The organism is Streptomyces sp. NPDC059456, from assembly GCF_042750055.1.
Taxonomy (GTDB): Bacteria; Actinomycetota; Actinomycetes; order Streptomycetales; family Streptomycetaceae; genus Streptomyces.
In genome coordinates, this window is sequence record NZ_JBHYVA010000480.1 from 1 (window position 1) to 6,647 (window position 6,647).

Sequence of the window (6,647 nt, forward strand, 5' to 3'; positions counted from 1 at the left end):
GTCCTGGCCAGGACTCGGGGCGACCGGCGTTTCCCGGGCTGAGCAGCGATGCGACCGGGGCGGCCCGCCGTCAGGCCCGCCCGCGCAGCGGACGGCGCCGGCGCATCACGTGGACGCCCGCGCCCAGGGCCGCGACGCCGACGAGGCCCGCCCCGATCGCGGTCTCGGCGGTGGACGGGCCGAACGAGCCGCCGATACCGCCGTGCGCGCCGTTGCCCGCGAGGATCGCGAACCGGTGCGTGGCGACCAGGCTGTTGTCGTTGCACTTGACCGACAGCGTGTGGTTGCCCGGTGACGCGTGGTTGAAGATCCGGACGGTGGCGAACCCGATGGAGCCGGCCGACAGGTTGGTCTGCGGAAAGTTGCCGGCCGACCAGACCGTGCCGCCGTGACGGCAGCCGGCTGCGCTGACCTGCATAGTCGAACCCTGGTGCACGTTGTACGGGTTGACGGTGACATTGCTCGGCCCGTTGCCGGTGTTGCTCCCGTTGCCGCCCGCGGGAGAGCCGCCCAACGGGTCCGACGGGTTCGCGCCGGCGAACGGGGTACTGAGCCCGACGGCTACGCAGGCCGCCGCGGCCACGGTGAGGGCGCGGAGAACACGCATGGTGGAACCTCCAGCGGGAAGCGCCCCGGAGCGGTCGCCCGGGAAGATCGACGAGAACGCCTCCCACGTCGAACCCTCAGGGCGGCTCGCAACCAGCGCATTTCCAGGTTTGGTCCGCAAGGTTGAGCGACACGCCGAGACACGCCGAGGGTTGCTGACGGATCCGCAGGTCACGACCCGTCAGGCATTTATGTGACGAATACCTGGATGGGCGCACCCCGTCCGGCCCCGCCACCCGTTCGCCCTTCAGCGATCGCCGTCTTGCGCAGGCGGCCTTAACGTGCGTGAAGAAGGGCGTACAGGGGTGGGACAAGAACGCGGGTCGGGACCCCCGCGTCGGGAAGGGAGAGCCATGACCGAGGACGAGAGCGAGCAGCCACCGAGAAGACGATCCCCCTGGGGCGTGCTCGCGCTGGTGATGCTCAGCGGCCTCGCCATGATGCGCAACGGAGCGGACGTCGGTGACGGGCCGCCGCAGCCGACGGCCGCGGCGGCCGTCAGCGTGCCCGCCGGGCAACTGCCCGCGGATCCGCCGGGACAGGGTCAGCAGCCCATGCAGCAGCAACAGCAGCCCGCGGCGCCGGCGGAGGTGGCGCCGCTGGAACACTCGTCGGTCCAGCGCATCCGGATCCCCAACATCAAGGTGGACGCTCCGGTGATGCCCGTCGAGCTGGACGCGCAGGGCTGGATCGAGGCCCCGCCCCCGCAGGACCCGAACCTGGCCGGCTGGTACCTCAACGGCATCTCGCCGGGCCAGCGCGGCTCGGCGGTGATCGTGGGCCACGTCGACAACGCGAACGGCCCGGCGGTCTTCTACGGCCTGGGCTCGCTGCGCAAGGGCAATCACATCGAGGTGGAGCGGTACGACGGGCGCACCGCGGTGTTCGAGGTGTACGGCGTGGAGGTCTTCTCGAAGGAGACGTTCCCCGGGGCCCGGGTGTACGGGGACACCGGGCAGCCGGAACTGCGCGTGATCACCTGCGGCGGCGGCTACTCCAAGGCCCGGGGCTACGACGGCAACGTCGTCGTGTTCGCCCGGATGGTGCAGGTCCGCTGAGCGGCGGCGGGCCCGCCGGACCGGGCGGGCCCGCCCGAGCTCAGCGGGGCGGCAGCGCGGGCAGGGTCATCCGGTAGCCCCGGGCCAGGAGTTGGGGCAGGTACGTGCTCACCGCCCGGACGCTCTGCGAGCGGTCGCCGCCCGCGTCGTGGTTCAGTACGATCACGCCCGGCGCCGCGCCCTTGAGGACGTTCGAGACGATCGTGCTCGTCCCCGGCTCCGTCCAGTCGAGGGTGTCCACCGTCCAGGCGAGCGGCTCCATGCCCAGCTCGGCCCCGATCTCGAACGCGGCCCGGTTCCACGCCCCGTACGGCGCGCGGAACCACAGCGGCGCCTCCCCCACGGCCTGCTGGACGACCTCGCTCGTGCGGGCGATCTCGGAGGCGAGGGCGGGCCGGCTGAGCGTGGGGATCAGCGGGTGGGTCCAGGTGTGGTTGCCGATGAGGTGGCCCTCGGCGGCCATCCGGCGCAGCAGGTCCCGGTTGTCGGTGGCCATCTCCCCGCAGACGAAGAACATGGCACGGACGTCGTACCGGGCGAGGGTGTCGAGGATGTCGGGGGTGTAGCGGGGGTCCGGCCCGTCGTCGAAGGTGAGCACCATGGCGCTCGCGGTGCGTGCGTCGGGGGGAAGCTGCAGGATGGGCCGGGTCCGTACGGCGGGCTTCGCCGCGGGCGGGCGCAGCGGGGTCTCGGAGGTCATGGGGCTCAGCCGGTAGGCGGCCTGCCCGGGCGCCTGCGGACGCAGGGCGCGGACTCCGCCCGGTCCGGCGGCTCCGCCGGGTCCCGGCTGTCCGGCCGCCGGTCCGCCGGGGGCGGCGCCGAGGCCCGCGCCCGGTGCACCGCCCGCCGCGTTCTGGCCGGGTGCGCCGGTCTCGCCGCCGGTGAGGAGTCCGGAGGCCGCGGCGATTCCGAGGAAGACGGCGGTACGCAGGAGCACGCGTCGCCCTACTGTCGGCTCGTCATTTTTCATTATTACTACGTATCAACGACATCCCCGCGGATGTCGAGAGGCGCGAACGGGCGGGCTTCCCCTCACCCGATCAGCCGCGCCGGACCAGCGGGAACGGCAGCGTCTCGCGGATCGTGAGGCCGGTGAGGAACATGACCAGCCGGTCGACGCCGATGCCCAGGCCGCCGGTCGGCGGCATCGCGTACTCCAGCGCGTCCAGGAAGTCTTCGTCGAGTTCCATCGCCTCGGCGTCGCCGCCCGCGGCGAGCAGTGACTGGGCGGTCAGCCGGCGGCGCTGTTCCACCGGGTCGGTCAGTTCCGAGTAGGCGGTGCCGAGTTCGGTCCCGAAGGCGACCAGGTCCCAGCGCTCGGCGAGGCGCGGATCCTTGCGGTGCTGCCGGGTGAGCGGGGAGACGTCCGTGGGGAAGTCCTTGTAGAAGGTGGGCAGCTTGGTCTTCTCCTCCACCAGCCGCTCGTACATCTCCAGCACCACGTCGCCGCGGGTGTCCTCGGGGGCCTGGGGCACCTTGGCGCGGTCGCAGAGCCGGCGCAGGACGTGCTCGGCCGTGTCGGCGTCGACCTCCTCGCCGAGGGCCTCGCTGATCGCCCCGTACATCGTCTTGACCGGCCAGGGGCCGGAGATGTCGTGGACGACGAGCTTGCCGTCCGGGCCGGCCTTGTGGGCGACCGGCGAGCCGAAGGCTGCGGTCGCGGCGCCCTGGATCAGCTCGCGCGTCAGGTCGAGCATCACGTCGTAGTCGGCGAAGGCCTGGTAGGCCTCCAGCATCGTGAACTCGGGGTTGTGCTTGTAGGAGACGCCCTCGTTGCGGAAGGTGCGGCCCATCTCGAAGACCTTCTCCAGGCCGCCGACGCACAGCCGCTTCAGGTACAGCTCGGGTGCGATGCGCAGGTACAGGTCGAGGTCGTAGGCGTTGATGTGGGTCCGGAAGGGCCGGGCGTTGGCGCCGCCGTGGATCTGCTGGAGCATCGGGGTCTCGACTTCGAGGTAGCCGCGGTCCAGCAGTCCCTGGCGCAGCGCCTGGACGGCCGAGGCGCGGGCGCGTACGACGTCCCGTGCCTCGGGGCTCGCGACCAGGTCGAGGTAGCGGCGCCGGACGCGCGCCTCGGGGTCGGCGAGACCCTTGCGCTTGTCCGGCAGCGGGCGCAGGCATTTGCCGGTGAGCTGCCAGGAGGTGACGAGCAGGGACGGCTCGCCGCTGCGGCTGGCGCCGACCTCGCCGCTCGCGACCACGTGGTCGCCGAAGTCGACCTGGGAGGTGAAGGAGTCCAGTACGCCGGGGCCGCTCTCGTCGCGGGTGAACATCAGCTGCGCGTCCCCGGACCAGTCGCGCAGCACGGCGAAGACCACGCCGCCGAGGTCGCGTACGAGCATCACGCGGCCGGCGAGGGTGGCCCGTTCTCCGGAGCGGGTGCCGGGCGCCGGTCCCGGGTGGGCGGCCAGCAGGGCGGCCACGGTGTGGGTGCGCTGCCGGATGCCGACGGGGTACGGGTCGGTGCCGGCCGCCCGGATCCGCTCCATCTTGTCGTGGCGGACGCGGACCTGTTCCGGCAGCCGCTCGGCCCGCGCCGCCGTTTCGGCCTCCACCCCGGCGAGGTCGAGTCCGAGGGAGTCGATGGGCGGCAGCCCCTCGGTGCTGGCGGGCGCGGTGAGGCCGCGGGCGTGCCCGTTGCCCCAGAGTTTGCGCAGGCTCGGTACGGAGACGAAGCCCTCGGCGATGCCGGAGGCGAGGCTGACCCGGGCGAGCGAGCCGGCGTCCTGGTAGCAGAGGAACCGCGGGTACCACTCCGGGCCGTATTTGACGTTCGAGCGGTACAGCGCCTCCAGCTGCCACCAGCGGGAGAAGAACAGCAGCAGTTTGCGCCACAGCTTGAGCACCGGGCCGGCGCCGATCCGGCCGCCCTCCTCGAAGGCGGAGCGGAAGACGGCGAAGTTCAGGGAGATCCGCCGCACGCCCAGGCCGGGGGCGGCCGCGCACAGCTCGGCGACCATGAACTCCATGACGCCGTTGGGGGCGGCGCGGTCGCGGCGCATCAGGTCCAGGGAGATGCCGTCCCTGCCCCAGGGGACGAACGACAGCAGGGCGATCAGCTCGCCCCGGGCGTCGAAGGCCTCGACGAGCAGGCAGTCTCCGTCGGCGGGGTCGCCGAGCCGGTCCAGGGCCATGGAGAACCCGCGTTCGGTCTCGGTGTCGCGCCAGGTGTCGGCGCGGTCGATGATCCACTGCATCTCCTCCTCGCTGAGGGCGGAGTGGCGGCGGATGACGGTGGTGGCCCCGGCGCGCTTGACGCGGTTGACGGCCTGGCGGGTGACGCGCATGTCGCGGCCGTCGAGGTCGAAGTGGGCGACGTGCAGGATCGCCTCGTCGCCGAGCTGGAGGGCGCTGAGCCCGGAGCGGGCGTACGCGGTGGCCCCTTCCTCGGAGGCGCCCATGACGGCGGGCTGCCAGCCGTGGCGGCGGGCCACGGTGAGCCAGGCGTCGACGGCCGGGGTCCAGGCGGCGGGGTCGCCGACCGGGTCGCCGCTGGCCAGGCAGACACCGGCCTCAACGCGGTAGGTGACGCCGGCCCTGCCGTTGGGGGCGAAGACGACGGCCTTGTCGCGGCGGGTGGCGAAGTAGCCGAGGGAGTCGCTGCGGCCGTAGGCGCCGAGCAGGGCGCGGATGCGGGGTTCCTCGTCCCCGTGCAGGGCGGCGGTCAGACGCTGCGAGCGGAACAGGGTGGAGGCGGCGTTCAGCAGGGCGAGGGCGCCGAAGAGGCCGAGGAAGAAGTAGAGCGGGCGCGGCGGCTGGCCGTCGAACTGGCGGGGCGAGACGAGGCCGCCGAAGACCTGCCGGGCGGCCCAGTCCAGCCACTGCCCCTTGGGGAGGGTGCCGGGGAACAGGGCGACCAGGCCCCAGCCGAGGAGCACGGCGGCGAGCAGGCCGAGGCCCAGGACGAGCAGGGCCCGCCAGAAGGCGCCGGGCCGGGAGGCGGCGTAGAACTCCTTGCGGGCGGCGATCAGGATCCCGAGGGCGGCCACGGCGAGGGCCATGGAGGGCCCGCCGATCCAGTAGTACTCGTCGGCGATGATCAGGACGTCGACCAGGACGAGCAGGGCCAGATAGGTGACGACGATCCACCAGGCGACCTTCTTGCGGGTGCCGAGCGCGGCGGCGAGGAGGAAGAGGAAGACGGCGTAGGCGAGGTTGGCGCTGACGGGCACCACGATCGCGTCGAGGAAGCGCACGACGTGCCGCAGCAGGTGGCGCAGCGTCGGGGAGAGCGCCAGCAGGGCGCACAGCAGTCCGAGCGTTCCGAAGAACGCGGCGAACGCGTCGGGCACCCGGTTGAGGAAGCGGTTCCGGGTGCCCCGGGTCTCCTCCACGGTGGCACTCATGGTTCGCACTGTAGGGAGGCCCGCGCCGCCGCGCGCGGCGAAGGACATACCGTGGGGAGGGTGACTGAGCACGTGAACACGGGATTCGAACGCGGTACGGACGGCCCCAAGGTGATCCTGGCCGGGGTGGACGGGTCGGAGTCCTCCCTGCGGGCGGCGGCGTACGCGGCGGGGCTGGCCCGGCGGCAGAACGCGCTGCTGGCGCTGGTGTACGTCCAGCCGGTGATGCCGGCCGGGGCCTCACTGGGCGCGCCGGTGGCCGACACCACCGGGGAGATCGCCGAGGGGCTGGTGGCCGAGATCCGGGCGGCGGCGGAGCGGGTCAAGGGCGTCTACGAGGTGCGCTGGCAGTTCCACACCTTCCGCGGCGACCCGTACGCGGGGCTGGTGAGCGCGGCGGAGGAGCTGACGGCGGACGCGGTGGTGGTCGGCGCCTCCGAGCAGGCCGGGCACCGCATCGTCGGTTCGGTGGCGGTCCGCCTGGTGAAGGCGGGCCACGGCGTCGGGCCAGGCGATGGTGCCGAGGAAATCGTCCAGGGCGGTACCGGCGGGCAGCTCCTCCTGCTCGATCGGTGTGAGGGAAGCGGTCGTGGAGGCGGCGTCGTCCAGCCCGAGCTGAGCGGCGAGACCGGGCTCC

General features: G+C 72.8%; 4 protein-coding genes and 1 pseudogene. 2 read left to right on the plus strand and 3 right to left on the minus strand.

Annotation, left to right across the window (positions count from 1 at the left end; all coding sequences use genetic code 11):
• Positions 1-70: 70 nt before the first annotated feature.
• Positions 71-607, minus strand: coding sequence for a hypothetical protein (locus ACFXA3_RS30910; protein WP_385192032.1), 537 nt, complete (start codon positions 605-607; stop codon positions 71-73).
• Between the two features lie 352 nt (positions 608-959).
• Between ACFXA3_RS30910 and ACFXA3_RS30915 the strand changes: the two genes are divergently transcribed.
• A complete protein-coding gene (locus ACFXA3_RS30915) occupies positions 960-1,664 on the plus strand; it encodes a class F sortase (protein WP_385192034.1) in 705 nt (234 codons plus the stop codon).
• Between the two features lie 40 nt (positions 1,665-1,704).
• Here the strand turns inward: ACFXA3_RS30915 and ACFXA3_RS30920 are convergent, their stop codons facing one another.
• On the minus strand, positions 1,705-2,634 hold the full coding sequence (locus tag ACFXA3_RS30920; RefSeq protein ID WP_385192036.1) for a polysaccharide deacetylase family protein: 930 nt from the start codon (positions 2,632-2,634) through the stop codon (positions 1,705-1,707).
• 70 nt (positions 2,635-2,704) lie between these two features.
• A complete protein-coding gene (gene lysX / locus ACFXA3_RS30925) occupies positions 2,705-6,010 on the minus strand; it encodes a bifunctional lysylphosphatidylglycerol synthetase/lysine--tRNA ligase LysX (RefSeq protein ID WP_385192039.1) in 3,306 nt (1,101 codons plus the stop codon).
• Positions 6,011-6,070: 60 nt separating this feature from the next.
• Here lysX and ACFXA3_RS30930 point away from each other — a divergent pair.
• Positions 6,071-6,505, plus strand: a pseudogene (locus ACFXA3_RS30930) (universal stress protein); the annotation flags it as partial.
• Positions 6,506-6,647: the final 142 nt, after the last annotated feature.

Excerpts from the sequence above, each read along its gene's own strand:
- ACFXA3_RS30910 (WP_385192032.1), bottom strand. The coding sequence starts at position 607 with ATGCGTGTTCTCCGCGCCCTCACCGTGGCCGCGGCGGCCTGCGTAGCC.
- ACFXA3_RS30915 (WP_385192034.1), top strand. The coding sequence starts at position 960 with ATGACCGAGGACGAGAGCGAGCAGCCACCGAGAAGACGATCCCCCTGG.
- ACFXA3_RS30920 (WP_385192036.1), bottom strand. The coding sequence starts at position 2,634 with ATGAAAAATGACGAGCCGACAGTAGGGCGACGCGTGCTCCTGCGTACC.
- lysX (WP_385192039.1), bottom strand. The coding sequence starts at position 6,010 with ATGAGTGCCACCGTGGAGGAGACCCGGGGCACCCGGAACCGCTTCCTC.